Source organism: Aeromicrobium sp. Leaf272, from assembly GCF_001422865.1.
Lineage (GTDB): Bacteria > Actinomycetota > Actinomycetes > Propionibacteriales > Nocardioidaceae > Aeromicrobium.
Window position 1 is genome coordinate 103,171 of record NZ_LMMY01000014.1, and the last position, 22,094, is coordinate 125,264.

Sequence of the window (22,094 nt, forward strand, 5' to 3'; positions counted from 1 at the left end):
GCGGCTCGTCGAGGCGGGATCAGGTGGCGGTCTCCTTGACCTCGTCGTCCATCTCGGTGGCGAAGACGCGGAACTCGTCGCGGCGGGTGTGCATCGACCAGAGGGTCTCGGCGAGGACCTCCGGGTCCTTCTGCGGGTGACCCTCCTCGATCGCTCCGGGGATCACCAGCTGGGCGACGTGGATGTCCTCGGGTGCGAGCGTGTCGTGCAGCATCTGCGCGTACGCCGACTGCGCGGCGAACGAGAGCGAGGTGCCGGCGAACTTCGGCGCGGGACGCACGGCGGTGCCGCCGTTGACGAACAGCACCGTGCCCTTCCCGACGAACCGCATGTTCTGCAGCACCGAGTGCACCGCGGCCAGCGGGCCGTAGACGGAGAACTCGATCGCGCCGCGCGCGTCGTCCACGGTGGTCTCCAGCAGCGGCCGCAGGAACGACTTCTGGGGGAGTGGGCTGTACTGCAGCACCTCGATGGGGCCCTGCGTCTCGTTGGCCTGCTCCAGGGCGCGGGCGAGGGAGTCGGGGTCGCGGACGTCGGTGACCCAGCCGCGGGCGTCGATGCCCTCGGCCCGGAGATCGGCGGCGAGCGCGTCGACGCGTTCGGCGTTGCGGGCCAGCAGCGCGACGGCGTGGCCCTCCCGGCCGAAGCGACGGGCGACCGCCGCTCCCAGTCCGCGTCCTGCTCCGACGATGGCGATGGTGGTCACGTGAGGCTCCTCGAGCGTGGGGATGGGTACCCCTCCACGCTAGGACGGGTCACGTGGCACGGCAGGTCGAGCGCCGCCGGACCGTCGGGCAGGATGGTGGCGGCGAAGCGGTGGACCATCGGGAGGGCGCATGACGATCATCGGACTCGACCACGTGCAGGTCGCGATCCCCACCGGGGGCGAGGACGCGGCCCGGGGGTTCTACGGCGTGCTCCTCGGCATGACGGAGGAGACGAAGCCGCCCGTGCTCGCCGCCCGGGGCGGGTGCTGGTTCACGTCGGGCTCGGCGGTCCTGCACCTGGGGGTGGAGGAACCGTTCGCGCCGGCCCGCAAGGCGCACCCGGCCTTCCTCGTCGACGACCTCGACGCGGTCGAGGCCGTGCTGGAGGCCGCAGGTCACGCGTGCGTGCGCTCGGACGGCGAGATCCCGGGTGTCGAGCGGTTCCACTCCTTCGACCCGTTCGGCAACCGCGTCGAGCTCCAGCAAGCCTGACGACTCAGGCGGTGTAGCCCTCTCGGAAGGTCGGGTACCGCGGGATCCAGCCCGTGGCACGCAACCGCGCGTTGGAGATGCGCTTGCCGTGACCCCTAGCCGGGTCGACCGCGGCGGGCGGGTCCACGCCGAGCAGACCGGCGAGGTGGGCGGCGACGTCGCCGCGCAGGGCGGGCTCGTCGTCGGTGCCGAGGTACACCGGCGCCGGGTCGTCGACGCGGGTGAGCAGGTGCACCACGGCAGTGGCGGCGTCGTGGCGGTGGATGCGGTTGGTCCACCGGTGGAGGTCGCCGACCTCCCCGGCGAGCACCTGGTCGGCCATGCGGGCGCGCCCGGGCCCGTAGAGCCCGGAGAGACGCAGCACCGTGCCGGTGGGCAGACGCTCGGCGAAGCGCCGCTCGGCCTCGAGGAGCATCCTGCTGGGTCCGTCGCCCGGATCGGGTGGGGTGTCCTCGGTGACGACCTCGTCGGCGTCGGCGTGCACCCCGGTGGAGGACACCAGCACGGCGCGACGCGGCAGCGCCCCCTGGGCCTCCACGGCGTCGAGCGCCCGCAGCATCCCATCGACGTAGGTGGCGCGGTACGCCTCCTCGGTGCGGGGTCGGGCGGTCAGGACGACCACGAGCTGCGCGAGGTCGAGCGGAGGGAGGTCCGGCGTCCCCTGCGCCAGGTCGGCGGCGACGCCGACGATCGGTGCCGGGACCAGGTCGGCGTTGCGACGGATGCCGGCCACCCGGTGGCCGAGGGCGGCGAGCCGCAGGCCGACGTCGGCGCCGAGCCGGCCGCAGCCCACGAGCAGCGTGTCAGGGCGAGGTTCCACGGGAGCCACCTCCTAGAAGGGGGGCCAGGGGACGGCGGGCATGGGACCCGACGGGGCGGGCAGGGTGCCCTCGGACAGCAGGAGGTCGCAGCGTGCGGCGAGCGCCTCGACCTCGGCCACCTTCAGCAGGTCGTACAGGACCGCGCCGAGGCCGTCGGTCTCGTCGTCGAGCGACGCGCGCACGCGCCGGACGCCGTCGAGCTCCTGCTCGCCGAGCGGCTCCCCGAGCCAGCCCCAGAGGACCGTCCGGAGCTTGTGGTCGGCGTGGAGGGTGAGCCCGTGGTCGATCCCGTGCCGGTGTCCGTCGGCCATCTCCAGCACGTGCCCGCCCTTGCGGTCGGCATTGTTGAGCACGACGTCGAGGACGGCCATGCGCCGCAGGGCGGGGGTGTCCTCGTGGACGAGCGAGACACGCCTGTCGCGTCCGTCGTACCCGTCGAACACGTGCAGCATGCCCGGGGGCAGCGTGCCGGCCGGGACGATCGTGACCGCCTCCTGCGCGGGGTCCACGGTCTGCCAGAGCTGCACCATGCCCGGGCCGTGCGGTCCGTCGCGCAGCCAGGTGAGCGGGACGACCTGCCATCCCGTGACCTCCGAGACCAGGTGGGCGGCGACCTCGCGCTCCGCGAGCGTGCCGTCGGGGAAGTCCCACAGCGGCTGCTCGCCGGAGACCGGCTTGTAGACGACGTCGACGTCTCCGATGGTGCCCACGAAGGTGGCGTTGGACGCCGGCATCACGCGGCCGGTGAGCACCAGCTCACCGGTGAGGAGGTCGGACTCCTCGGCCCAGGGCTCGTCCACGGAGGTGGCGTCGCTCACCGGAACTCGTCGGGCAGCTCGCAGACGTGGTCGGCGGACGGGTCCATCGGCGTCTGGCACAAGGGGCACAGCGGCCGCCCGGCCGACACGACCTCGCGGGTGCGCTTGGCGAACGCCCGCGCACTGCCGACGGGGATGCGCACGACGAGGGCCTCGGGCGGATCGATCTCGACCACGCCGTCCTCGTCGGCCTCGGCCTCGACGTCGAGCACCGGGAAGGCCTCGACCACGATCTGGGCCGTGGACGGGTCCCAGCCCAGCCCCATCGCACCGGCACGGAACTGCTCCGCCACCGGCTCGTCGAGCGGCTCGTGGTCGGCCAGCCCGTCGGGCGCCACGGTCGGGACGGAGAACGGGTTGCCGTCCTCGGCCATCAGCTCGTCGAGCACCTCGTCGATGCGGTCGGCGAGGGCAGCGGACTGCTCCTTCTCGACCGCCACGCTGACGAGGTCGGCCCCGGAGCGGGCCTGGAGGAAGAACGTGCGGGAGCCGGGGGTGCCGACGGTCCCGACGACGAAGCGGTCGGGCCAGTCGAATCCGTGGACGATGGTGGCCATGCCACCACTCTAGGGTCCGACCCCAGACGTCGCTGGGTGCGGCACGACGTCAGGACCGGCCGGGCCCGGCCAGCTCGGCGGGACCGTCGTCGAGGTCCTCGGGAGCGGCGGCCGCGCTCTGCCCGCTGCCGGGCCCGGCACCCCCGCCGGGCACCGCGTCGGTCGACGTCTCCTGCTTCTTCGGGACGAGCCATCCCAGGTCACCGGCGTGCGTGTTCTGCGCCAGCACGTAGGGCCGCGACGTGGTGTAGCGCACGATCGAGATCGAGGCGGGGTCCACCTGGATGCGCTGGAACAGGTCCAGGTGCATGCCGAGCGCGTCGGCCAGCAGTGCCTTGATGAGGTCTCCGTGGCTCACGGCGGCCCACACCGCGGACGCGCCGTGCTCGGCCTCCACCTCGGCGTCGATCCGCCGCACGGCCTCGACCGCACGCGCCTGCATGGCCGGGAGGGACTCACCGCCGGGAAAGACGGCGGCGGACGGGTGGGACTGGACCGTGGACCACAACGGCTCCTTGGCCAGCTCCTTCAGCGGTCGCCCCTGCCAGTCGCCGTAGTCGCACTCGCTGATGGCGTCCTCGACGGGCGCGGCGGGGAAGCCGGACTGCCGCTCGAGGATCGCCGCACTCGTCTGACGGCACCGCTCCATGGGGCTGGAGACGACGGACGCGAGCGGGACGACGGCGAGCCTCTCGCCGGTGCGCGCCACCTGCTCGCGGCCCGTGTCGTCGAGGAGCACGCCGGGCGTGCGGCCGGCGAGCACCCCCGAGGCGTTGGCGGTGGTGCGACCGTGCCGGACGAGGACGAGGGTGGCCATGCCTCGAGCCTAGGCGCGGGGGCGCGACCCGGCCCGACGGACCGGTCGTCGGACGGTGTCGTCGGTAGGGGGCGTTAATCGCTTGGCGGCTGTGCACGCCGACCTCTACCGTGGTCCTGCACGCTCACCCGGGCGTCGCACCGACCACCTCGCACCAGGACCCTCCATGACCACGTACCGCAGCAGCCACGGCTCGTTCGGCCCCTCGGCCGTCCGGGTGCTCGGTGCTGCCGTCGTGGTGAAGGGCATGCCGTCCATCCAGCGACCCGAGAACGACGAGCTGCTCCAGGAGCGACCCGTGACCTAGGTGCCACCCGCACCCGGCACAGGGCCGCTCCACGAGTCGCACGGACTCGCCGGGGCGGCCCTTCTGCATGTCCGGACCGCTCCGTCCCCACACCCCATCCCCCTTCCATCCCCATTCCCACAGTTGAACGACACCCGAGACCACCGAGGAGGTGGCAGCACATGACGACACAGAACCGCAGGACACGGGCCAGGACCGTGTCGCTGCGCACCGAGTCCGCAGCGACGTCGGTCCTGACCACGCACGGCGTGGTCGCGGCCTTCGCGCACCCGACGCCCCGCCACGGGGTCACGGGGTGGGCGTGCGAGGACGAGGACCCCGACCTCTTCTTCCCGACCGACGACGCCCGGCTCGCCGCGGCGCAGGCGGTCTGCGCGCCGTGTGCGCTCAGGGACACCTGCCTGGGCCTCGGGACCGCACGCGCCGAGAGCGGCGTGTGGGGCGGTGTCCTCCTCGCCGAGGGGACCCCCCTGGACGCGGTCCCCACCAGGGGCAGGCCCAGGAAGACGGCCGCGGCCTGACGACGTCTGCACCACGTCGTCGGGTCGCGGCCCGCCACCTCCCCGTACCTCAGCTGGAGAGAGGGCCCGGTCGCGAGCCGGGACGTCGGACGTTCGAGTCGTCCCGGGGAGACCAGCACCACCAGCAGGACACCAGCACCTCACCACCACCGCCGAAGGAGGCGAACCACCATGACCACCACGACGAGCACCCCCGGAGCCGACGCCTCCGGATTCCCGACGACGCTCCCCGGCGCCGTCGCCGACACCCTCATGTGGGCCGACCCGCAGGACGTCGAGCCCGCAGCGCTCGAGCAGCTCCGCACGATCTCGCGGCTGCCCTGGGTGCACGGTCTGCGCGTCATGCCCGACGTGCACCTCGGCAAGGGCGCCACGGTCGGCTCCGTCGTCGCGATGCGTGACGCGGTGTCGCCGGCGGCCGTCGGCGTCGACATCGGCTGCGGCATGACCGCCGTCCGCACCGACCTGACCACCGAGGACCTCCCCGAGGACCTCCGGTCGCTCCGCCACGCGGTGGAGCGCGCGGTCCCGGTCGGGTTCCACGCCCACGACGTCGCCCCCGACGTCGACCGCCTCGGCCTCGGCCGGGGACGCACGGACGGGCGCGGGACGGCCTGGGACTGGCGCGGCTTCTGGGCGGGGTTCCGCGGGCTCCACGACGCGGTGCAGGACCGCGAGGCCAAGGCCATGAAGCAGATGGGCACGCTCGGCGGTGGCAACCACTTCATCGAGGTGACGTCCGACGACACCGGGCGCGTCTGGCTCATGCTGCACTCCGGGTCGCGCAACATCGGCAAGGAGCTGGCGGAGCGCCACATCGCGGCCGCGAAGGGTCTGGACCACAACCTGGACCTGCCCGACCGCGACCTCGCGGTGTTCCTCGCCGGCACCCCGCAGATGGACGCGTACCTGCGCGACCTGTACTGGGCGCAGGACTACGCGGCCCGCAACCGCGCGGTCATGATGGCGCTCGTCCGCGAGGTCGTCTCGACCTGGTTCGGTCGCGCCGGCCGCGAGGTCGGGTACGACCGCGAGATCTCCTGCCACCACAACTACGTGGCGCAGGAGCGGTACGACGACGTGGACCTGGTCGTCACCCGCAAGGGAGCGATCCGGGCAGGCCGCGGCGACCTGGGGCTCATCCCCGGGTCGATGGGGACGGGGTCGTACGTCGTGCGGGGGCTCGGCGACGAGCGCAGCTACTGCTCGGCCTCGCACGGGGCGGGACGCACGATGTCGCGCACCCGGGCCCGCAAGACCTTCACCATCGACGACCTGGCCCGCCAGACGTCGGGGGTGGAGTGTCGCAAGGACGCGGGGGTGCTCGACGAGATCCCCGCGGCCTACAAGGACCTCGAGTCCGTCATCGCGGCGCAGACCGACCTCGTGTCGGTCGAGGCGCGGCTCACCACGCTGCTGTGCGTGAAGGGCTGAGCCACGCCGCCGGCGGACGCGAGCGCAGGGGGCCGGCCGGCATCGGACCGGTCGGCCCCGGGGTCTCGACCCGAGCTCGCCGCGACGACCGCCGTCACCAGGTGTCGACGGTGCGTCCGGACCCGACGAGCCGTCCGTCGCGCACAGCCGCGTCGACCAGCCGCACCAGCAACCCCCGCGTCTCGGCAGGGTCGATCACGTCGTCGAGCTCGGCGTGCCGTGCGACGTTCAGGGCTCCGGAGTGGGCCTGCGCCAGCGCGGTCAGCTCGCGCACGGTGCGCTCACGCTCCGCCTCGTCCTCGATGGCCTCGAGCTCCTTGCGCATCGACAGCCGCACGGCTCCCTCGAGCCCCATGGCGCCGAGGTGGGCTCCGGGCCAGGCCACGGTCATGAGCGGCTCGTGCAGTCCTCCGCCGAGCATGGCCTGCGCGCCGAGGCCGTAGGCCCGGCGCAGGACCACGCCGATCATCGGCACCTGCAGCGACGCCCCGGCCACCAGGAGCCGCGACGTGTGGCGCACCAGACCGGTGCGCTCGGCCTCGGGGCCGACCATCATCCCGGGGGTGTCGACGAACGAGACGACCGGGAACCCGTGCGCGTCGCACAGCTGGAGGAAGCGGGCCGCCTTGTCGCCGGCGTCGGCGGTGACGGCCCCGGCGACGTGCCGCGTGTCGTTGGCCAGGACGCCGACCGTGCGCCCCTCCAGGCGGGCCAGCGCCGTGCACAGCTCGGGGGCGAAGCCCGGCCGCAGCGGCAGGACGCTGTCGTCGTCGAAGATCGTCTCGAGGATCGGCGCCAGGTCGTAGGCACGTCGCTCGCCCTCGGGCACCGCGTCCCGCAGCGGGGTCTGGTCTGCGGCGGACCAGTCCTCGCGGGGACCCAGGAAGTAGCCCAGGAGGTCGCGAGCCACCTCGGCCGCCTCGTCGTCGTCGGCCACGACGTCGACCACCCCGTTCGCCGTCATCACGTCGAGGGGGCCGACGTCGGCCGCGGCCACCTCGCCGAGGCCACCGCCGGAGATCATCGCCGGACCGCCCATCCCCAGGGATGCGCGGGACGTGGCGACCACCAGGTCGGCGCAGCCCGCCACCACGGCGTTGCCGGCGAAGCAGTTGTCGTCGACCACGGCGACGCGGGGGACCCGGCCCGACAACCTGGCCCACGCGGCGAAGGTGGTCACGTCGAGCGCGGAGACCAGGGGGATGTCGGTGTCGCCCGGCCGGCCCCCGCCGCCCGAGGCGAAGAAGACCGTCGGCAGGCCGAGCCGGGCGACGACGTCGAGGAGCCGGTCCGTCTTGGCGTGGCCGCGCATCCCCTGGGTGCCGGCCATCACGAGGTAGTCGTAGGACAGCACGGCGCAGGCTCGGCCGTCGATCGTGGCGAGACCGCCGACGATCCCGTCGGCGACGGTGCGGTCGAGCAGGTCGTCGTCGCTGCGGCGGTCGCTCTGCGCCGCCGTGACGAAGCGGCCGTACTCCACGAAGCTGCCGGGGTCGACGAGGGCGGCCACGTTCTCGCGGGCCGTGCGCCCGCCGCGCGCGTGCAGCCGCTCCACCGCCTCGGGGCGTGCCGCGTCCTCGGTGAGGGCGCGTCGGGCCAGCAGCTCCAGCAGCTCGGGTCGGATGTCCACGGCCCGATCCTGCCCCACCACGGCTCAGCCAGCGTCGAGCCGCTCGCGTGCTGCGTCGTGCAGACGCACGATCTCGCGTCGCAGGTCCGCACGCTCGACCGCGCGCTCGGTCCAGGGGACCCTCACCGGAACGGGCACGCCGTCGACCACCGCGCTCCAGTCGCCTCCGTCGGCGTCGAGCCCGGTCATGGTCGCCGACGTCGCGCGCCGGACGGCGTGGCCCTGCACGATGGTGAGGCTGTCGTCGCGGTGGTCGGCGTTCATGTGCTCGAGCACCGCCGCCACGACCTCGGGTCCGAACGCGGTCATGGGAGTTCTCCTGTTCTCGTCCCGGCAGCAGCCGCGACCCTGTCGTGGACGACGCGCAGGGCGGAGGCGTCGGCCGTGTCCGTGCGGTCCTCGTGGGTCAGCCAGTCCATCAGGGGAGCGGAGCTGGGGGCGACGCCGGACCGGACGTCGGCCACGGCCGCCGCGACCAGCCGCCCGGTCGGTGCCGTCGGCGGTGCGACCACGGTCTCCCGGACCCAGGTCTCCGCCTGCTCCAGCAGGTCGTCGTCCACCGCGGCTCGTCGACGGGCCGCGAGCACGGTGAGCGCGTGGGGGAGGGCGCCGACCGCGAGCCCCGCCCCGCCGAGCTGGTCGACCATCGTCGCGAGGTGGCGCTCCATGAGCCAGGTCGGCATGCCGCGGTGGGTCAGCATGGTGCTGAGCCAGGTCACCTGGTGCGCTGCCGTCTCGCGCGGCGCATCGGCCAGGTGGGCGATCCAGGCGGAGTCCGAGACCGAGAACTGCGCGCCGCGGCGACCGTAGCGGTCCCGGTAGTAGGGAGCTGCTCCGTACGACAGCGTCGCGGCCCGGGTCGCGGTGCGGAGCACGTCCAGGTCGGTGGCGACGTGATGGCCGCCCGTGGCGGGATTGAGCATCGTCGCGTCCGCCTTCCAGTCGGGGCCGGGCCTGGAGAGTGCCAGGGCGATCGACTGTCGGAGCTGGACCAGGAGCGCACCGAGGTCGGAGTCCCGCGGCCCCGCCAGACCGTCCGTCACGGCGGCACGCAGCGTCTGCGTGTCGCGGGACCCGACGAGGTCCGCCACTCGCTCGACGCCCACGACGGCGGCCACGAGCGCGGGATCGGTGTGTCGTCCTGCCGACGTCCGTGCGCACTGATCGAGCAGCAGCGCGACGGCGTCCTGCGCCGGGCCGGGCGCGGCGTCCTCGGGGAGGCTGGGCTCTCCACCGGTCTGGGGCGTGGTCACGGATCGATCGTGCCAAACCGGTCAGGCGTCGGGGGCGAGCGGTGCGCGAAGGGGTCCTGCGGCCAGACGCCGCATCACGTCGCGTCCGACCTCGCTCGCGGTCCGTCCGTCCCCGGGTTGCTCGTCGGTCTTGAGGAGCACGTAGATCGCGAGCCAGGCCGTGGCGCCCACGGCGAGGTCGTCGGGTTCGACCCCGTGACGTGCGGCCAGCGCCTCGCACAGTCGCTCCTGGGACTCCGCGAGCCACTCCATGACACGACCGCGGACCCGTGCGTTGGTGGCGACGAGCTCCTGGAACCGGTCGGCGTGTCGGTTGGCGCGTCGAGTGTGCTCGAGGAAGGCCGTGAGGGCGTGGCCGAGCGAGAGCTCCGGGTCCTCGTCGTCCGGACGGGCGGCCAACGCGTCGGCCATGAGACCGGGGTCGCCGAGGAACGCCGTGGCGAGCTGCTCCTTCGAGGGGAAGTAGCGGTACACGGTCGAGATGCCGACCTCGGCCTCGTGCGCGACGTCCTCCATGGTCGTGGCGTCGTAGCCGCGGTCGACGAACAGGGCCATCGCGGTCTCGGCGAGCAGTTCTCGCGTCCGTGTGGCATTCATCTCACGCAGCCCCATGGCAGGAGAATAGCCCGAACCGGGTGTTCGTGCGAAGATGGAAGAAACTTTCAGTACGAGGTTTCGGGCCCCGCCCGAGAGAGGGGCGCTCATGGCCTGGCACCTGTACCGGCTCGGTCGGTTGAGCTTCCGGCGACGGTTCCGGGTGATCGGCGTGTGGGTCACGCTGCTCGCGCTCGGCGGCGTGGGGGCCCTCACCCTCTCGGGGCCGACGTCGAACTCCTTCGAGCTGCCCAACACCGAGTCCAGTCGTGCGTTCGACCTGATCAAGGACCGCAGCCCCGACGCCTCGACCGACGGCGCGATCGCGCGGATCGTGGCGCAGGCTCCCTCGGGCGGATCGATGACCGACGCGGACGCGAAGCAGGCGTTCGCCTCCGCGCTCGAGGTCGCCCAGACCGACCACGTGGCCGCGGTGGCCGAGCCCTACACGTCGGGAACGGTCTCCCAGGACGGTCGTACCGCGTACGCCACGGTGACCTACGACCGCCAGGCCGGTGAGCTCACCGACGCCGATCGCGGTGCGCTGCAGAAGGCCGCCGAGGCGCTGGAGGGCGACGGGTACTCCACCGTGGTGGGTGGCGACGCGACGGGCGTGACCACCAGCGGCGGGCACCTCGCCGAGGCGGTCGGCATCGTGATCGCGTTCGTCGTCCTGCTCATCACCTTCGGCTCGCTCGTGGCCGCCGGCATGCCGCTGCTCACCGCGGTCGTCGGCGTCGGGATCGGACTCCTGGGCGTGACGACGCTGTCCGGCTTCGTCGAGCTGTCCTCCGTCACCCCCGCGCTGGCCAGCATGCTCGGCCTGGCCGTGGGGATCGACTACGCGCTGTTCATCATGTCGCGGTTCAAGCACGAGGTGCAGGCCGGTCGCAGCCACGAGGAGGCGGCCGCGATCGCCACCGGGACCGCCGGCTCCGCGGTGGTCTTCGCCGGCCTCACCGTCGTGATCGCGCTGACCGGTCTGTCCATCACCGGCATCTCCTTCCTCACGCAGATGGGTCTGGCGGCTGCCGTCACGGTGGCCCTCGCGGTGCTCATCGCCCTGACCCTCCTCCCGGCCCTGCTCTCGTTCGCGGGACGTCGGGTCACCTCGGGGCGGATCCCCGGTCTGAAGCAGCGCGACACCGAGAGCGACGGCGTCCGCACCAACGGCCGCCGCTGGGTCGAGCTCGTGACCCGCTTCCGCTGGCCGGCCCTCGTGCTCGGCCTGGCCGCCGCCGTCGTGCTCTCGGTGCCGGTCGCCTCCATGCAGCTGGCCCTGCCCGACGACGGCACGAAGCCGCGCAGCACCGAGGCGCGCCAGGCCTACGACCGGATCTCCGAGAGCTTCGGTGCCGGGGCGAACGGGCCGCTCACGGTCGTCGTCGACACCCAGTGGGCGTCCGACCCGACCGCCGCGGTCGACACGGCGCTCGCGGCCGTCGGCTCGGTGGAGAAGGACGTCGCCGCCGTGGTGCCTCCGCTGACGGACCCGGACGACCCGGAGGCCGTGGCGCGGTACCAGGGCATGCTCAAGCAGCTCAAGTTCGCCGTGATCACCGTCGTCCCCGAGAGCGGGCCCTCGGACCAGGCCACCAAGGACCTGGTGACCGACCTGCGCGAGAGGCTCACCGACCTGGGCGACTCCGGTGCGAAGGCCTACGTGACGGGCCAGACCGCCGCGGGCGTCGACATCGCCGACACCCTCGCCGATGCGTTCCCCACCTACCTCCTGGTGGTGGTCGGTCTCGCGTTCCTGCTGCTGGTGCTCGTGTTCCGGTCCCTGCTCGTGCCGCTCAAGGCCACGGTGGGCTTCCTCGCATCGGTCGGCATCTCGCTCGGCGTGACCGTCGCGGTCTTCCAGTGGGGCTGGCTCCAGGGCCTCATCGGCCTGGACACCGAGGCGCCCGTCGTCTTCATCCTCCCGCTGCTGCTGACGGGCATCCTGTTCGGCCTGGCGATGGACTACGAGGTCTTCCTCGTCTCCCGGATGCGCGAGGAGTACGTGCACGGACGCGAGGCGCGCGAGGCGGTCGTGGTCGGCTTCCAGCACAGTGCTCGCGTGGTGACGGCAGCGGCCCTGATCATGATCGGCGTGTTCGCCGGCTTCGTCGGCGGGTCGGACCCGATCATCAAGACCATCGGCTTCGCGCTCGCGATCGGGGTGCTCGCGGACGCGTTCCTGGTGCGGATGCTGCTGGTGCCGGCCCTCATGTCGATCGTCGGTCGGCGGATGTGGTGGCTCCCTCGCTGGTTGGACCGCAGCCTGCCGAACCTCGACATCGAGGGGGAGGGCCTCACGGCTCGGCTGCGTGCCGAGCGGGAGTCGGCGCCCCAGCGCTAGGAACGACGCTGCAGGGCCTCGCCCATCGCCTCCACCAGGGCGGTGAGGCCCTGCAGGGGACGCACCATCACGGTGAACTCGACGAGTCGCCCCTCGCCGTCCCAACGCATCAGGTCGATGCCGTGCACCTGCTTGCCGCCGACCACGGTGGTGAACTCGAGCATCGCGGAGTCCTCGCCGACGAGCTCGCGGTGGTAGGTGAGGCCCGGGCCGAGGACGAGGAGTGCCGCGGTCAGGTAGGCGGTGGTGAGCGCCTTGCCCTCCTGGGGCGTGTGCACGGCGGGGGAGCGGAACACCACGTGGTCGGCGAGCAGGTCGTCGAGCCGGTCGAGGTCCTGGGTGCGCACGATGTCGTGCCAGGCCCGGACCGGGGCGGGACGGGGGTCGGTCATGGTTCCTCCTGTGGTCGAGGTGCCGCTGTGGTCTGCCTCACCTCGGCATGACGAGGCTCGGGAGCCACGCTAGGCTGTGGCCCAGACTATGCAATGAGTTGCATAGTACGCGAGACGATCACCCGATCGATGCTCGCTCCGGACGAAACGAGGAGACCCGCCGTGGCCCTGCCCGAGATCCTGCGCCGACCCCTGGCCCTTCCTGTCGTGGCCTCCCCGATGTTCATCGTGTCGGGCCCGGAGATGGTGGTCGCCCAGTGCACCTCCGGCGTGATCGGCTCGTTCCCCGCGCTCAACGCGCGCCCGGCGTCGCTGCTGACCGACTGGCTCAGCCAGATCAACGAGCAGAACGACGCGTTCGCGGCCGCGCACCCCGACCGGCCGGTCGCGCCGTTCGCCGTGAACCAGATCGTGCACCGGTCGAACGACCGGCTCGACCACGACCTGCAGCAGTGCGTGGACCACCAGGTGCCGATCGTCATCACCTCGCTCGGCGCTCGTGAGGACGTCAACGAGGCGATCCACTCCTACGGCGGCATCGTGCTGCACGACGTCATCAACGACCGCTTCGCGCACAAGGCGATCGAGAAGGGGGCGGACGGCCTCATCGCCGTGGCCGCGGGGGCCGGTGGCCACGCCGGGACGCAGTCGCCCTTCGCGCTCGTCCGCGAGATCCGGCAGTGGTTCGACGGACCCGTGCTGCTGTCCGGCGCGATCGCCCACGGACGCTCGATCCTGGCGGCCCAGGTCGCCGGCGCCGACCTCGCCTACGTGGGCAGTGCGTTCCTGTCCACCGACGAGGCGAACGCGGCCCAGGAGTACAAGGACATGATCGTGGGCTCCTCGGCGGCCGACATCGTCTACAGCAACCTCTTCACCGGAGTCCACGGCAACTACCTGCGCGGCAGCATCGTCGCGGCGGGGCTCGACCCCGACGCGCTCCCGGAGTCCGACCCGTCGGCGATGGACTTCGGGACCGGGGGCGACGACAGCCAGCCCAAGGCCAAGGCCTGGCGCGACATCTGGGGCTCGGGCCAGGGCATCGGCGCCATCGGTCGGCGCCAGGCGGTGTCCGCGCTCGTGGAGCAGCTGCGGGCCGAGTACGACGAGGCGCTGGCGGCCCCGGTGTGGGACGGCCGGCGCGAGCTCAGCCTCACGCCCGCCTGATACGGCTCCGGGTCCGACCCGGCACCCGAGACCACCCGTCAGCCGGCGGCGGGTGGTCGCCAGCACACCGCGAGCATCGCGGCGCTGCCGGCGATCCCCACGCCGAGGACGGCCAGCCCGATCGGCCAGCCGTCGGCCACGGTGCCGACGGCGTGGTCGACCGACCACCGGCCCGGCCCGAGCGTGGCGAGCGCCGTGAGCGCCACGGCGACGAGCAGCACGTACTCGTACCCCTCCTTGATGATGAAGAAGCCGTTCCGGCGGTGCACCGTGACGAACGCCGTCGTCATGATCCCGACGCCGGCGGCCGCCGCGAAGGGGGTGGCCAGGCCGGCGAGCAGGGCGAGCCCGACGGCGATCTCCAGGTAGCTCGACACGGCGGCCTGCACGCGCGGCGGACGCAGGCCGATGCTGTCGAACCAGCCGGCGGTGCCGTCCAGCCCGCCGGGTCCGAAGCCGTGGTTCCAGCCGTGCGCGACGAAGACGGCGCCGAGGGTGGCGCGGAGCAGGGCGGAGGCGACGTCGAGGTCCATGTCCCGATGATGCCGCCCGCGAGGCTCGCTCGGCGAGTAGGGAGGTCAGCCGGCGAGGCCGGCGGCGATGGGCGCGGCGCCGCGCCCGTCCAGGACCTCGGGCTGGGCGTGGTCGAGCCGTCGGGACCGGGGATCGACGAGCCGGACGATGCCGCGGCCACGGATGGCATCGGCCAGGTTGTCGGACTCGATCGCGACGACGTGGCCGTGCCCCGTCGTGCTGCCGAGCGCCCGCAGGCCCGGTCGGTCGAGTGCGCCGATCGCCTCGACGACGGCGCGCAGGGCGGCGGCGTCTCGGACGAGGTGGAAGGTGACGGTGGCGGTGAGGGCGTCCGCGCTCGACATGATCGTGTGCTCCTGGGGTCTGATCGGGAAGGGACTCCCAAAGTAGGACAGAACTTGTTCAGTCGCACGCCGAGATGAACAAGTTCAGGACCTGTGCGTGGTGCGGCGTCATCGACCCGATGGACCCCGGTGGGAGGCGGCCTTGGGAGACTGGGGGTGTGGACGAGGCCGAGCCGGACTGGGAGCCGCACGCACGGGTGGTGGTGCCGTGGCGCCAGCAGGTCGAGCGTGGGCCACGGGCGGACCGCCTCCTGCGCGAGATCGAGGTGCGTGAGCCCCCGCGGATCGCTGGGGCGGACTACGACGCGGACCGGCCGCTCGCCTCGTCGATGGCCAACGCCCTGGCGGGCCTGCGCCAGCTCGACGGCAGCCACGGGCGTCGCCTGAGGGCGCTCAACCGGCTGCTGCTGCGCACGGAGTCGGTCGCGTCCTCCAAGATCGAGAACATCGAGGCCAGCCTGGCCGACTACGGCAAGGCCGTGCTCGGCGCGCGCTCCAGCGCCTCCGCCGTGTCGATGGCGGCTGCCACCGACGCCCTCACCGGCATCATCACGCAGGCCGAGGTGAGCGGCGTGCTGGGACAGCGGTCCATGCAGGACGCCCACGCCGTCCTGTTCCGGCGCAGCATCGACCAGCAGCACAACGCCGGTCGCTTCCGCACGGTGCAGAACTGGATCGGCGGCAGCGACTACACGCCGCGCAACGCGCTCTACGTGCCTCCGCCCCCTGCACTCGTGCCGGAGCTTCTGGAGGACCTGTTCGCGTTCGCCAACCGCGACGACGTCCCCGTGCTCGTGCAGGCCGCCGTCGCGCACGCCCAGTTCGAGTCGATCCACCCTTTCGTGGACGGCAACGGCCGCATCGGTCGCACCCTGATCCACGCTGTGCTGCGCCGCCGACGCGTCACGACGCACCTCACCGTGCCGATCGCGTCGGCGCTCGTCGCCCATCGCGAGAAGTACTTCGACGCGCTCGGCGACTACCGCGAGGGGCAGGCGCGCCCGATCATCGCGATGCTCACCGGTGCCGTCATCGTGGCGACCCACGAGAGCCGGCGCACGGCGACCGCGCTCCACGAGATCCGCCAGGACTGGGACCAGCGGCTCGGTCCGGTGCGCCGCGGCTCGCCCGTGCACCGGGTCCTCGTCTCGCTGCCGGAGTTCCCCACCGTCACCGTGACCGAGCTGGCCGAGCGGCTCGACCTCGACCTCGAGGAGAGCGCCGCCGCCGTGGACGTGCTGCGCGCCGCCGACGTCCTGGTGCCTGCGAGCAGAGGGGTGACGGACCGCGTCTCGGGCCGCGGTGCGGACCGGGTGTGGTCGGCTCGGGACATCCTCGACGAGCTCACCGACCTCAACGACCGGATCGTGGCCGTCAGCCGTCTGCGCGACCGCTGAGCCTCCGGTCGCGTGCGGCGCGCTGAGCGGTCAGGATGGACGGACGGGTGCCGCCCGGCCTCGACGGCCGGGTCCGTGGCGCATCCGGACGCACGACCCGACGACGGAGGTACGCATGAGCGAGCACCAGCCAGGCCGTGAGGTCGACGCCGACGACCCCGGAGTGCCGAACGACCCGCCCGGTCCCGACGTCCCGGAGCCCTCGGAGGGGTCGCTGGCCCCCGACGTGCCCTCCCCGCCGGAGGTCGACCAGCCCGAGGGGGTCAAGGGTGTCGACGGTGCCGATCCCGATCGGGAGGGCGACGCGGACGAGTCGGCGGACAGCGGCGACGAGGACGGCGAGACCGAGACGCCCCCGGGCGCGGGTGCCACGCACGAGGCCGACGTCGAGAAGCCGGACTGACGGACGCCCCGCCGGGGCGGGACGCCTCAGCCGTCGCTCGGCCCGGGGCGACGGCGTGCGCGCTTGACGTCGCCCCGGCGCTTCTTCGCGTCGATGCGGCGTTGCTGCGAGCCGCGGGTCGGCCGCGTGGCGCGGCGGGGGCGTGGAGGGACGATCGCGGCGGCCACGACCTGCTCCAGCCGTACGCGAGCGGCTTCGCGGTTGCGGTGCTGCGAGCGGTACTGCGACGAGGCGATCGTCAGCGTGCCGTCGACGAGGCGCGTGCGCAGCCGCTCGAGCGCCTGGGCGCGTTGGGTGGCCGACAGCGCCGAGCTGGAGGCGAGGTCCCAGCTGACCTCGACACGGGTGTCGCTGGTGTTGACGTGCTGACCACCGGGTCCCGACGAACGGCTGAACCTCCAGCGCAGCTCGTCGTCGGGTACCCGGAACCGGTCGTGACGGCCCGGGGCGTGCTCAGGCATCGTCGTCGGCGAGGACGCGGTAGAGCGCCTTGCGGGCGTCGTCGACGACCGCGATCGTCCTCTGGTGCTGTGCGGCGTCGCCCGTGCGGACGACCTGCTGCCACGCGGCCATGAAGCTGCCGAGCGACTCGCGCAGCTCGCGCGCTGCCTGCGGGCGTCCTCCTCGGACCTCCCAGGGAGTGCCGAGCCGAGTGCGGTGCTCCTCGACGTGGGCCCGTCCGGTCTCGGTCAGGCTCGCGGTCTTGCGACCGTCGACCTTCTCGATCTCGATGAGACCCTCGTCCTCCAGCTGCTGGAGCACCGGGTAGACGGAGCCGGGGCTGGGTGTCCAGCTCCCGTCGCTCCTGGCGCCGATCTCGGTGATGAGGTCGTAGCCGTGGCGTGGCTGCTCGTCCAGGAGCAGCAGCACGGCGGCGCGGACGTCGCCGCCTCGCTGGCGTCGGCCCCGGCGTCCGGGCCCGTCCGTGGACGGGTCGGCGCCGAAGGGTGGCGGGCCGCCCAGGCTCCAGTCGGGTCCGGGGCCGCGGCGACCCCGACGCCGGTCCCGCGGATCTTCACGGCGGCGGTCGGGGCTGTGGTGGTGATCGTGGTTCCTCATGGGAGCCTCCTCGGTCGTTCGATCGACGCCGGATCACGGGCCGATCGGTTGGTGATAGGTCAACGATATATCGATAACGTATCGACGTCAACCCACACCTGTCCAGCCGGACGCCGGCCGGGCACGGTCCGTCAGGGCGGGGGCGTGACGACGGAGCCGGGCTCGGGGCTCGGCGGCCGCGTGACGGCAGGGGTCGGTCAGCCGCCCGCGACGTAGGAGCTCAGCTGGTCGCGCTCGAACTCCAACTGCTCCATCCGGTGCTTCACGGCGTCGCCGATGCTCAGGACGCCCGCCAGCCGGTCGTCGACCACCACCGGCACGTGGCGCACGCGGTGCTCGGTCATGGTGGCCATGAGGGAGCCGAACGAGTCCTCGGGCGAGCACACGAGCACCTCGGTGGTCATGATCGAGGCCACGGTCGCCGACCGCGCGTCGGGCACGTGGCGCAGCTTGCGCACCACGTCGCGCTCGGAGACGATCCCGACCATCGTGGAGCCGTCCTCGCTCACCACCAGGGCGCCGACGTCGTGCGTCGCGAACGCCTCGAGCAGGTCCGAGACCGTGGCCTCGGGCGCGATCGTGTGGACGGTGGCGCTGCCCTTGGAGGACAGGACGTCGCTGACTCGCATGGTGCCTCCTGGAGACTCCACGCCAGTGTAACGCGGGTCACACCGCAGGCCGCCACCCTCGACGGCGTGCGCCGGGACCGGGCCGCCGAAGGGCGCCGGACCTCCACCGGCCGCGGAGGTCAGGGTGCGTCGGGCGAGCCCCAGGGACGCGAGAAGTCCAGGCGGCGCACGGTGCCGGCAGTGCCGCCGCCGGCGTCCTCGGCGTCATCGTCCTCGACGCCGTCGAGGTCGGTGTCCTCGGCGTCGGGGAAGTGGCCGAGGTAGGCCATGGCGGCGTCGTGCAGGCGGCCGTTCGTCGAGATCGCGTTCGCGCCCCACGGGCCGTCGGAGCCGTCCAGCGACGTGAACCGTCCACCGGCCTCGCGCACGATGACGTCGAGGGCGGCCATGTCCCACAGCTTCAGCTCGGGCTCGGCCGCGATGTCGACGGCTCCCTCGGCGACCAGCATGTGCGACCAGAAGTCGCCGTATCCGCGGGTCCGCCAGCACCGGCGCGCGAGCGCCCAGAACGCCTCGCCCTTGCCGATGTCCTCCCACGAGGGGGCCGAGCTGAACGACAGCGACGCCGACGACAGGTCGGAGACCTGCGAGCAGCGGATCTCACGGGCGTGCATGAACGACTTGCCGGTGTAGGCGCCGGCCCCCTTCGAGGCCCACCAGCGTCGGCCGAGCGCCGGCGCCGAGACGAGGCCCACCACGATCTCGCCGTCCTCCTCCAGGGCGATGAGGGTGGCCCACACCGGGACCCCGCGCACGAAGTTGGACGTGCCGTCGATCGGGTCGATGATCCACCGGCGCTCCTGGGACCCGGTCGAGCCCAGCTGCTCGCCCTGCTCCTCGCCGAGCACCACGTCACGGGTGCGCGAGGACTTCAGCATGCGACGGATGGTCTCCTCGACCGCCTGGTCGGACTCGGTCACGTAGCTCATGTCCGGCTTCGTCGACACCTCGAGGTCGATCGCGCCGAACCGGTCCATCGACAGGTTGTCGGCGGAGTCGGCCAGCACGTGCGCCAGCCGCACGTCGTCGTTCCAGGAGTGCGTCATGGTCGCAGGGTAACGGCGTGGTTCGTCGGGGTGGGGGAGGCAGGGGGTGCTGCCGCACGTCGTGCCTGCGCGCGGCGAGGTGTCGAGCGGACGCGGGGCACGTACGGTGGCCCGATGGACCCCTCGACGTCCCGGGCCGCGTCGCCCGGTCGCGCCGGCCTCGCCGTCTCCGTCGTCCTGCTGCTCCTGTGGCCGTTCGGACCGTGGCTCGGCTTCTTCGGCTTCGTCACCGGCCTCAGCCTGTTCGGGGAGTCGCCGAGCTCTGAGGAGCAGAGCCAGGGAGCGTTGCTCATGCTCGCCGGTGCGGCGATCTCGTGGGGCTTCCCGGCCCTCGTCCTCGTGCTCTCCGGTGGGCGCCGCTGGTTGCGGCGCGTCGCCGTGCTGGAGCTCGTGGCCGCCACCGTCGGCGTGGTCCTCGCGCTCTGGCTCGGGAGCTTCTGAGCCCGTTCACCAGGCCGTGGTGTCCTTCGCCGCGACGATGCGGCGGAAGGACTCGACCCGGGCCGTCGGCAGCGTCTCGGCGGCCACCGCCAGGTCGAGCGCGCACTCGGGCTCCGTGGCCGCGTGCGTGCAGCCGCGAGGGCAGTCGCGGGTCGCGTCGTCGAGGTCGGGGAACGCGCGCAGGACGTCGTCGACCTGCACGTGCGCGAGACCGAACGAGCGGAAGCCGGGGGTGTCGATGATCCAGCCACCGTCGCCGCCGTCGGTGGGCTCCAGCTCGATGGCCAGCGCCGACGTCGACGTGTGACGGCCGCGGCCGGTGACCTCGTTGACGTGGCTGGTGATGCGGCCGGTCCCGGGGACGAGGGCGTTGACCAGGGTCGACTTGCCCACCCCGCTGTGACCGATGAACACGCTCACGCGGCCGGCCAGGGCCTCGCGCAGCTCGTCGAGGCTCTCCATGCCGTCGCCCCGCTCGTCGTCGCCCGGGCCCGTGCCGCTGCGCCGCGTGACGACCGTGCGGACGTCGAGGGGCTCCAGGAGCGCCAGCATCTCGTCGGGCGACCCGAGGTCGGACTTGGTGAGGCAGACGAGCGGCTCCATGCCGGCCTCGAACGCCGCCACCAGGCAGCGGTCGATGAGGCCGGGCCGTGGCGGAGGGTCCGCCAGGGCGGTGACCACCACGAGCTGGTCGGCGTTGGCGACCACCACCCGCTCGATCGGGTCGTCGTCGTCGGCGGTGCGGCGCAGCACCGTGCGCCGGGGCAGCACCTCGACGATGCGGGCCAGCGTCCCGTCGGCGCCGCTCACGTCGCCGACGACCTTGACCTCGTCGCCGACCACCACGCCCTGCCGTCCGATGGGGCGTGACTTCATGGCGGTGACGAGACCGGCGGTCGGCGGGAGGTCGGGATCGAGCAGACGCAACGTGAAGCGGCCACGATCGATCGTGACCACACGGGCCAGGGGCGCGTCGTCGTAGTTGGGTCGGTCCTTCGTGCGAGGGCGCGTGCGGCGACGCGGTCGTTCGAACGCGGCGTGCTCGTCGTCCTGCCTCACGCGACCAGGCGCTCCCACACCGGCGCGAAGTTGGGGTAGGTCTTCACGGTCGTCGAGACGTTCTCCACGAACAGCTCCGGGACCTTGAGGGCCAGGACCACGGCGGCGTGCGCCATGCGGTGGTCGTCGTACGTCTCGAAGATCTCGCCGTGGAGGGGGCGCGGACGGATCTCGAGCCCGTCGTCGGTCTCGGAGACGTCGCCACCGAGCCGGTTCAGCTCCGTGGCCAGCGCGGCGAGCCGGTCCGTCTCGTGGCCGCGCAGGTGCGCGACCCCCCGCAGTCGCGACGGGCCGTCGGCGAGAGCGGCGAGCGCAGCCACCACGGGGGTGAGCTCGCCGACGTCGTGCAGGTCGAGGTCGACCCCGCTGATCGAGGGACCGCCGCGGAAGACCATGTCGGCGCCGTCGCGCTCCGCGGTGCCGCCGAAGGCCACGACCAGCTCGCGCCACGCGTCGCCGGCCTGCTGGGTCTGCTCGGGCCAGCCGCGGACCCGCATGGAGCCGCCGGTGGCGACCGCCGCCGCCACGAAGACCCCTGCGTTCGAGAGGTCGGGCTCGATCTCGACGTCGAGCGCGCGCACCGGACCGGGGCTCACGACCCACCGGTCGGGGGAGGAGTCGTCGATCTCGACGCCGCGTCGGCGCAGCTCCGTGACGGTCATCTCCACGTGGGGGAGCGAGGGCAGGGCAGCGCCCCGGTGCCGCAGGTCGAGGCCCTGGGTGAAGGCGGGCGCGGCCAGCAGCAGCGCGGAGACGAACTGGCTCGAGGCCGACGCGTCGACCACGAGACGCCCACCGGCCACGGCGCCGGTGCCGTGGACGACGAAGGGCAGCGAGCCGCGGTCGCCGTCGTCCACCCGGACACCCAGGTCGCGCAGCGTGGCGATCGTCTGACCCATCGGTCGCCGTCGCGCGTGCGGATCACCGTCGAACGTGACGGCGGACGAGCCGAGGGCCGCGAGCGGTGGGACGAACCGCATGACCGTCCCGGCCAGACCGCAGTCGACGGCCGTCGAGCCGGTCCGGGTGCGGTCGACCGGCGTGACGCGCCACGTCATGCCGTCCTTCTCGACGCCGGCTCCGAGGGCGCCGAGGGCCGCCGCCATGAGCTGCGTGTCGCGGGAGCCGAGCGGACGGGTGATGACCGAGGGGCCGTCGGCCAGCGCGGCCAGCACGAGCGCACGGTTGGTCAGGGACTTGGAGCCGGGGACGAGCACCTGCGCGTCGACAGGACTCTCGCGGGTGGGGGCGAGCCAGGGCAGCGGGGCGTTCATCACGCCCCACTGTAGTGAACCGGCGCGCCGGACCTGACGTCTCGGGCCGGACGT

27 protein-coding genes and 1 tRNA gene are annotated in these 22,094 nt (G+C 73.0%); 10 read left to right on the forward strand and 18 right to left on the reverse strand.

The window, feature by feature from the left end; all coding sequences use genetic code 11:
* Positions 1-19 precede the first annotated feature (19 nt).
* Positions 20-706, reverse strand: coding sequence for an SDR family oxidoreductase (locus ASF38_RS13350; RefSeq protein ID WP_056553816.1), 687 nt, complete (start codon positions 704-706; stop codon positions 20-22).
* A 130-nt stretch (positions 707-836) separates the two neighbouring features.
* On the opposite strand from ASF38_RS13350, the gene ASF38_RS13355 reads away from it, so the two are divergent.
* Positions 837-1,199 (forward strand): VOC family protein, encoded by a 363-nt coding sequence (locus ASF38_RS13355; protein WP_056553820.1) that lies wholly within the window; start codon positions 837-839, stop codon positions 1,197-1,199.
* 4 nt (positions 1,200-1,203) lie between these two features.
* Here the strand turns inward: ASF38_RS13355 and ASF38_RS13360 are convergent, their stop codons facing one another.
* Genes ASF38_RS13360 through ASF38_RS13375 form a run of 4 tightly spaced genes read right to left on the reverse strand, consistent with a single transcriptional unit; the run spans position 1,204 to position 4,212 of the window.
* Entirely contained in the window at positions 1,204-2,019 is an 816-nt protein-coding gene (locus tag ASF38_RS13360) for an SDR family NAD(P)-dependent oxidoreductase (protein ID WP_156366926.1), read from the reverse strand.
* 12 nt (positions 2,020-2,031) lie between these two features.
* Positions 2,032-2,838, reverse strand: a complete 807-nt coding sequence (locus ASF38_RS13365) for an SCO1664 family protein (RefSeq protein WP_255353832.1) — start codon at positions 2,836-2,838, stop codon at positions 2,032-2,034.
* Positions 2,835-3,395: a DUF3090 domain-containing protein gene (locus tag ASF38_RS13370; protein WP_055966760.1), complete on the reverse strand. Its 561-nt coding sequence runs from the start codon at positions 3,393-3,395 to the stop codon at positions 2,835-2,837. The genes ASF38_RS13365 and ASF38_RS13370 overlap by 4 nt, the downstream gene beginning before the upstream one ends.
* A 49-nt stretch (positions 3,396-3,444) precedes the next feature.
* The gene (locus ASF38_RS13375) at positions 3,445-4,212 is read right to left on the reverse strand and encodes a histidine phosphatase family protein (RefSeq protein WP_055966762.1); all 768 of its coding nucleotides are present in this window, start codon (positions 4,210-4,212) and stop codon (positions 3,445-3,447) included.
* Between the two features lie 166 nt (positions 4,213-4,378).
* Here ASF38_RS13375 and ASF38_RS17630 point away from each other — a divergent pair, with 166 nt between their 5' ends.
* The 4 genes from ASF38_RS17630 (at position 4,379) to ASF38_RS13390 (ending at position 6,474) form a co-directional block, all read left to right on the forward strand.
* On the forward strand, positions 4,379-4,519 hold the full coding sequence (locus ASF38_RS17630) for a hypothetical protein (RefSeq protein ID WP_156364742.1): 141 nt from the start codon (positions 4,379-4,381) through the stop codon (positions 4,517-4,519).
* A gap of 161 nt (positions 4,520-4,680) precedes the next feature.
* Positions 4,681-5,040 carry a WhiB family transcriptional regulator gene (locus tag ASF38_RS13380; RefSeq protein ID WP_055966767.1) on the forward strand — a complete coding sequence of 120 codons (360 nt, stop codon included), beginning with the start codon at positions 4,681-4,683 and terminating at the stop codon, positions 5,038-5,040.
* A gap of 38 nt (positions 5,041-5,078) precedes the next feature.
* A tRNA-Arg gene (locus ASF38_RS13385) sits at positions 5,079-5,155 on the forward strand.
* 56 nt (positions 5,156-5,211) lie between these two features.
* Positions 5,212-6,474: an RtcB family protein gene (locus ASF38_RS13390; protein ID WP_082480761.1), complete on the forward strand. Its 1,263-nt coding sequence runs from the start codon at positions 5,212-5,214 to the stop codon at positions 6,472-6,474.
* A gap of 94 nt (positions 6,475-6,568) precedes the next feature.
* Here ASF38_RS13390 and ASF38_RS13395 read toward each other — a convergent pair whose 3' ends face one another.
* The 4 genes from ASF38_RS13395 to ASF38_RS13410 are packed head-to-tail and all read right to left on the reverse strand — an operon-like array spanning position 6,569 to position 9,969.
* On the reverse strand, positions 6,569-8,104 hold the full coding sequence (locus ASF38_RS13395; RefSeq protein ID WP_200914531.1) for an acyl-CoA carboxylase subunit beta: 1,536 nt from the start codon (positions 8,102-8,104) through the stop codon (positions 6,569-6,571).
* Positions 8,105-8,128: 24 nt separating this feature from the next.
* The gene (locus tag ASF38_RS13400) at positions 8,129-8,413 is read right to left on the reverse strand and encodes a DUF2470 domain-containing protein (protein WP_056553826.1); all 285 of its coding nucleotides are present in this window, start codon (positions 8,411-8,413) and stop codon (positions 8,129-8,131) included.
* Complete coding sequence (locus ASF38_RS13405) at positions 8,410-9,357, reverse strand: hypothetical protein (RefSeq protein ID WP_056576632.1); 948 nt, start codon at positions 9,355-9,357, stop codon at positions 8,410-8,412. The genes ASF38_RS13400 and ASF38_RS13405 overlap by 4 nt, the downstream gene beginning before the upstream one ends.
* Before the next feature lie 21 nt (positions 9,358-9,378).
* Positions 9,379-9,969 carry a TetR/AcrR family transcriptional regulator gene (locus ASF38_RS13410; RefSeq protein WP_055966776.1) on the reverse strand — a complete coding sequence of 197 codons (591 nt, stop codon included), beginning with the start codon at positions 9,967-9,969 and terminating at the stop codon, positions 9,379-9,381.
* Between the two features lie 91 nt (positions 9,970-10,060).
* Between ASF38_RS13410 and ASF38_RS13415 the strand changes: the two genes are divergently transcribed.
* Positions 10,061-12,295, forward strand: a complete 2,235-nt coding sequence (locus ASF38_RS13415) for an MMPL family transporter (protein ID WP_056576635.1) — start codon at positions 10,061-10,063, stop codon at positions 12,293-12,295.
* Here the strand turns inward: ASF38_RS13415 and ASF38_RS13420 are convergent.
* A complete protein-coding gene (locus ASF38_RS13420) occupies positions 12,292-12,687 on the reverse strand; it encodes a nuclear transport factor 2 family protein (protein WP_056553838.1) in 396 nt (131 codons plus the stop codon). The two genes, ASF38_RS13415 and ASF38_RS13420, sit on opposite strands and share 4 nt — an antisense overlap.
* Before the next feature lie 162 nt (positions 12,688-12,849).
* Here ASF38_RS13420 and ASF38_RS13425 point away from each other — a divergent pair, with 162 nt between their 5' ends.
* On the forward strand, positions 12,850-13,854 hold the full coding sequence (locus tag ASF38_RS13425) for a nitronate monooxygenase family protein (protein WP_056576638.1): 1,005 nt from the start codon (positions 12,850-12,852) through the stop codon (positions 13,852-13,854).
* A 38-nt stretch (positions 13,855-13,892) separates the two neighbouring features.
* Here ASF38_RS13425 and ASF38_RS13430 read toward each other — a convergent pair whose 3' ends face one another.
* Entirely contained in the window at positions 13,893-14,387 is a 495-nt protein-coding gene (locus tag ASF38_RS13430) for a DoxX family protein (protein ID WP_056553841.1), read from the reverse strand.
* A 45-nt stretch (positions 14,388-14,432) separates the two neighbouring features.
* Positions 14,433-14,732, reverse strand: coding sequence for a hypothetical protein (locus ASF38_RS13435; RefSeq protein WP_055966787.1), 300 nt, complete (start codon positions 14,730-14,732; stop codon positions 14,433-14,435).
* Positions 14,733-14,890: 158 nt separating this feature from the next.
* On the opposite strand from ASF38_RS13435, the gene ASF38_RS13440 reads away from it, so the two are divergent.
* A complete protein-coding gene (locus ASF38_RS13440) occupies positions 14,891-16,129 on the forward strand; it encodes a Fic family protein (RefSeq protein WP_235492929.1) in 1,239 nt (412 codons plus the stop codon).
* 115 nt (positions 16,130-16,244) lie between these two features.
* On the forward strand, positions 16,245-16,532 hold the full coding sequence (locus ASF38_RS13445) for a hypothetical protein (protein WP_055966789.1): 288 nt from the start codon (positions 16,245-16,247) through the stop codon (positions 16,530-16,532).
* Between the two features lie 26 nt (positions 16,533-16,558).
* Here the strand turns inward: ASF38_RS13445 and arfB are convergent, their stop codons facing one another.
* From arfB to ASF38_RS13465, 4 genes are all read right to left on the reverse strand, one after another.
* Positions 16,559-16,993, reverse strand: coding sequence for an alternative ribosome rescue aminoacyl-tRNA hydrolase ArfB (arfB, locus tag ASF38_RS13450; protein ID WP_056553844.1), 435 nt, complete (start codon positions 16,991-16,993; stop codon positions 16,559-16,561).
* Entirely contained in the window at positions 16,986-17,591 is a 606-nt protein-coding gene (locus tag ASF38_RS13455; RefSeq protein WP_056576641.1) for a PadR family transcriptional regulator, read from the reverse strand. The genes arfB and ASF38_RS13455 overlap by 8 nt, the downstream gene beginning before the upstream one ends.
* Before the next feature lie 197 nt (positions 17,592-17,788).
* Positions 17,789-18,220, reverse strand: a complete 432-nt coding sequence (locus ASF38_RS13460) for a CBS domain-containing protein (protein ID WP_056553851.1) — start codon at positions 18,218-18,220, stop codon at positions 17,789-17,791.
* Between the two features lie 119 nt (positions 18,221-18,339).
* Positions 18,340-19,266, reverse strand: a complete 927-nt coding sequence (locus ASF38_RS13465; protein ID WP_082480763.1) for an inositol monophosphatase family protein — start codon at positions 19,264-19,266, stop codon at positions 18,340-18,342.
* Positions 19,267-19,380: 114 nt separating this feature from the next.
* Between ASF38_RS13465 and ASF38_RS13470 the strand changes: the two genes are divergently transcribed.
* On the forward strand, positions 19,381-19,707 hold the full coding sequence (locus ASF38_RS13470; RefSeq protein WP_056576643.1) for a hypothetical protein: 327 nt from the start codon (positions 19,381-19,383) through the stop codon (positions 19,705-19,707).
* A 6-nt stretch (positions 19,708-19,713) separates the two neighbouring features.
* On the opposite strand, the gene rsgA is transcribed toward ASF38_RS13470, so the two are convergent.
* Together rsgA and aroA are read right to left on the reverse strand one after the other, a co-directional pair.
* Positions 19,714-20,766 (reverse strand): ribosome small subunit-dependent GTPase A, encoded by a 1,053-nt coding sequence (rsgA, locus tag ASF38_RS13475; protein ID WP_056577150.1) that lies wholly within the window; start codon positions 20,764-20,766, stop codon positions 19,714-19,716.
* Positions 20,763-22,040 (reverse strand): 3-phosphoshikimate 1-carboxyvinyltransferase, encoded by a 1,278-nt coding sequence (gene aroA, locus ASF38_RS17635; protein WP_056576646.1) that lies wholly within the window; start codon positions 22,038-22,040, stop codon positions 20,763-20,765. The genes rsgA and aroA overlap by 4 nt, the downstream gene beginning before the upstream one ends.
* Positions 22,041-22,094: the final 54 nt, after the last annotated feature.

Excerpts from the sequence above, each read along its gene's own strand:
- ASF38_RS13420 (WP_056553838.1), bottom strand. The coding sequence starts at position 12,687 with ATGACCGACCCCCGTCCCGCCCCGGTCCGGGCCTGGCACGACATCGTG.
- ASF38_RS13445 (WP_055966789.1), top strand. The coding sequence starts at position 16,245 with ATGAGCGAGCACCAGCCAGGCCGTGAGGTCGACGCCGACGACCCCGGA.
- arfB (WP_056553844.1), bottom strand. The coding sequence starts at position 16,993 with ATGCCTGAGCACGCCCCGGGCCGTCACGACCGGTTCCGGGTACCCGAC.
- aroA (WP_056576646.1), bottom strand. The coding sequence starts at position 22,040 with ATGAACGCCCCGCTGCCCTGGCTCGCCCCCACCCGCGAGAGTCCTGTC.
- ASF38_RS13455 (WP_056576641.1), bottom strand. The coding sequence starts at position 17,591 with ATGAGGAACCACGATCACCACCACAGCCCCGACCGCCGCCGTGAAGAT.
- ASF38_RS13430 (WP_056553841.1), bottom strand. The coding sequence starts at position 14,387 with ATGGACCTCGACGTCGCCTCCGCCCTGCTCCGCGCCACCCTCGGCGCC.
- ASF38_RS13470 (WP_056576643.1), top strand. The coding sequence starts at position 19,381 with ATGGACCCCTCGACGTCCCGGGCCGCGTCGCCCGGTCGCGCCGGCCTC.
- ASF38_RS13380 (WP_055966767.1), top strand. The coding sequence starts at position 4,681 with ATGACGACACAGAACCGCAGGACACGGGCCAGGACCGTGTCGCTGCGC.
- ASF38_RS13415 (WP_056576635.1), top strand. The coding sequence starts at position 10,061 with ATGGCCTGGCACCTGTACCGGCTCGGTCGGTTGAGCTTCCGGCGACGG.
- ASF38_RS13370 (WP_055966760.1), bottom strand. The coding sequence starts at position 3,395 with ATGGCCACCATCGTCCACGGATTCGACTGGCCCGACCGCTTCGTCGTC.
- ASF38_RS13355 (WP_056553820.1), top strand. The coding sequence starts at position 837 with ATGACGATCATCGGACTCGACCACGTGCAGGTCGCGATCCCCACCGGG.
- ASF38_RS13390 (WP_082480761.1), top strand. The coding sequence starts at position 5,212 with ATGACCACCACGACGAGCACCCCCGGAGCCGACGCCTCCGGATTCCCG.
- ASF38_RS13465 (WP_082480763.1), bottom strand. The coding sequence starts at position 19,266 with ATGACGCACTCCTGGAACGACGACGTGCGGCTGGCGCACGTGCTGGCC.
- ASF38_RS13460 (WP_056553851.1), bottom strand. The coding sequence starts at position 18,220 with ATGCGAGTCAGCGACGTCCTGTCCTCCAAGGGCAGCGCCACCGTCCAC.
- ASF38_RS13410 (WP_055966776.1), bottom strand. The coding sequence starts at position 9,969 with ATGGGGCTGCGTGAGATGAATGCCACACGGACGCGAGAACTGCTCGCC.
- ASF38_RS13400 (WP_056553826.1), bottom strand. The coding sequence starts at position 8,413 with ATGACCGCGTTCGGACCCGAGGTCGTGGCGGCGGTGCTCGAGCACATG.
- ASF38_RS13435 (WP_055966787.1), bottom strand. The coding sequence starts at position 14,732 with ATGTCGAGCGCGGACGCCCTCACCGCCACCGTCACCTTCCACCTCGTC.
- ASF38_RS17630 (WP_156364742.1), top strand. The coding sequence starts at position 4,379 with ATGACCACGTACCGCAGCAGCCACGGCTCGTTCGGCCCCTCGGCCGTC.
- ASF38_RS13375 (WP_055966762.1), bottom strand. The coding sequence starts at position 4,212 with ATGGCCACCCTCGTCCTCGTCCGGCACGGTCGCACCACCGCCAACGCC.